Source organism: Rhizobacter sp. P2_H2 (assembly GCF_056403375.1).
In genome coordinates this window covers 1-2028 of the sequence record NZ_JBFUFP010000986.1, presented here as the reverse complement: position 1 = coordinate 2028, position 2028 = coordinate 1, and the positions used below count along the sequence as shown (strand labels likewise).

The following is a 2028-nucleotide window of genomic DNA, read 5'->3' as shown; positions in this document are numbered from 1 at the left end:
GCATGCGGACCTCAGCTCTTGCCGCCGGCAGCCGACTTGTTGCGCTCGATCAGCTTGGCGATCAGGCCGTCGATGCCGCCGGCACCGATCTCCTGCGCGAAGCTGTTGCGGTAGTTCTCGACCAGCCAGACACCAAGCACGTTGACGTCGTAGATCTTCCAGCCGTCTGCTGCCTTCTCAAGGCGGTAGTCGAGCTGGATCGGGTCGCCCTTGCCGCGGATCTCGGTGCGCACGATCACCTCGGTGTCTTCGGGCGACGAACGCATCGGCTTCAGCTGCACGGTCTGGTCGCGCACCTGCGCGAGCGCACCGGAATACGTGCGCACCAGCAGCGTCTTGAACTCGTCCTGCAGCTTCTTCTGCTGCTCGGGCGTGGCCTGGCGCCAGTAGCGGCCGACCGCCGAGGCCGTCATGCGCTGGAAGTTGACGTGCGGCATCACCTTGGCCTCGACCAGCGCCGACACCTTCTGTACGTCACCGGCCTGGATCGACTTGTCGGCCTTGGCCGCATCGAGCACCTCGGAGGACACCTGCTTCACGAGCTGGTCGGGCGCCTGCTGCGCGAACGCAGCGGCACTGGCCACGGCGATCGTGGCGGCGGAGATCCATCTGACGAATTGTGGGATGAGCATCTGTGGTTCCTTTCTGGGAAGAGCCTCGCAGCTTGGAGCGGGCACGGTATCTGGAGTTCGCTGCGTCTGCGCTGCGGCCCGGCACATGACCTCAACGGCCGCAGGTCTCTGCCGGTTGGCCGCCGGATCGTTTCCGGCAGGTGAAGTTCATGGTTTCGGCGCCGACGCGGGCGCTGCCGCCGGGGCCGGKGCCGCGGCAGGGGCCGACGCCGGTGCCTCGTCCTGGTCGTAGCGTTCGTCCTTCGACTCCGGCACCTCGCCGTCGTAGACGAGGCTGCGCCGGCGCTGCAGGTAGGCATCGCGGATGAAGGTGTACTTGTCGAGCGCGATGTCGTCGAGCATGCCGGTTGCGCCGAGCAGCGCGGCGCGCTCGTTGACGAAGCCGACACCGACCACCGCATAGCGCGCCAGGCTGTCGTTGAAGGCCAGCGCCGGCGACACCGAGCGGTCGACCGGCAGCGCGAACGAATCCCGCAGCGTCGACGGCCCGAAGAACGGCCACACCACGTACGGCCCTGAACCCATGCCCCACCGCCCCAGTGTCTGCCCGAGGTCTTCGTTGTGCCGGTCCAGGCCCATCTCGGTGGCGACATCGAAGAAGCCGCCAAGGCCGAAGATCGTGTTGGTGGTCACGCGCATCACGTCCTGCATGCCGTCGTTGACCTTGCCCTGCAGCACGTTGTTGAACGCCGACCACAGGTCCGACACGTTGCCGAAGATGTTGCTGATGCCGCGGCGCGTCGGTTGCGGCACGACATCGCGGTAGGTGGTGGCGACCGGCTTCAGCACCGCGGTGTCGAGCGCGTCGTTGAAGTTGTAGACCTTGCGGTTCCAGCTCTCCCACGGGTCGACGCGCTGCACCGGCCTGCCGTCGGGCCCGGGCGCGGTCGTCGCGCAGCCGGTGAGCAGCGCGAGCCACGCCAGCGCGAGGCCGGCAAAAGCCAGGCGCAGGGCCGGGCGCAGGTTCACTTCTTCGCTCCGCTGGCGGGTGCCGCCGCAGCCGCAGGGGCGCCGGAATCGGCCGCCTTGCTGTACAGGAACTGGCTGATCAGGTTCTCGAGCACCACCGCCGACTGGGTCTGGCTGATCACGTCGCCGGCCGCCAGGTTCTTCTCCTCGGCACCCGCCTCCAGCCCGATGTACTGCTCGCCGAGCAGGCCGGACGTGAGGATCTTCGCCGAGCTGTCCTTCGGGAACGCGAACTTCTTCTGCAGCTGCAGCACGACGCGCGCCTGGTAGCTCTTGTCGTCGAAGCCGATCGACTCGACGCGGCCGACCACCACGCCGGCGCTCTTGACGGCCGCGCGCGGCTTCAGTCCGCCGATGTTGTCGAACTTGGTGATCACCTGGTAGGTCTCGTCGAAGTTCAGGCTCAGCAGGTTGCCGGCCTTCAACG

Annotated in this window: 3 protein-coding genes; all 3 read right to left on the bottom strand. The window is 67.4% G+C overall.

Features of this window, described 5'->3' with window-relative positions; genetic code table 11:
* Positions 1–11: 11 nt before the first annotated feature.
* Positions 12–632 (bottom strand): MlaC/ttg2D family ABC transporter substrate-binding protein, encoded by a 621-nt coding sequence (locus AC1D15_RS29115; protein WP_465110971.1) that lies wholly within the window; start codon positions 630–632, stop codon positions 12–14.
* A 147-nt stretch (positions 633–779) separates the two neighbouring features.
* The gene (locus tag AC1D15_RS29110) at positions 780–1601 is read right to left on the bottom strand and encodes an MlaA family lipoprotein (RefSeq protein WP_477828759.1); all 822 of its coding nucleotides are present in this window, start codon (positions 1599–1601) and stop codon (positions 780–782) included.
* Positions 1598–2028: outer membrane lipid asymmetry maintenance protein MlaD (gene mlaD / locus AC1D15_RS29105; RefSeq protein WP_477828758.1), on the bottom strand; the 431-nt coding region annotated here is incomplete at its 5' end. The genes mlaD and AC1D15_RS29110, both read right to left, overlap by 4 nt.

What these genes read in the sequence shown, in the direction of transcription:
- AC1D15_RS29115 (WP_465110971.1), bottom strand. Translation starts at nt 632, where the DNA reads ATGCTCATCCCACAATTCGTCAGATGGATCTCCGCCGCCACGATCGCC.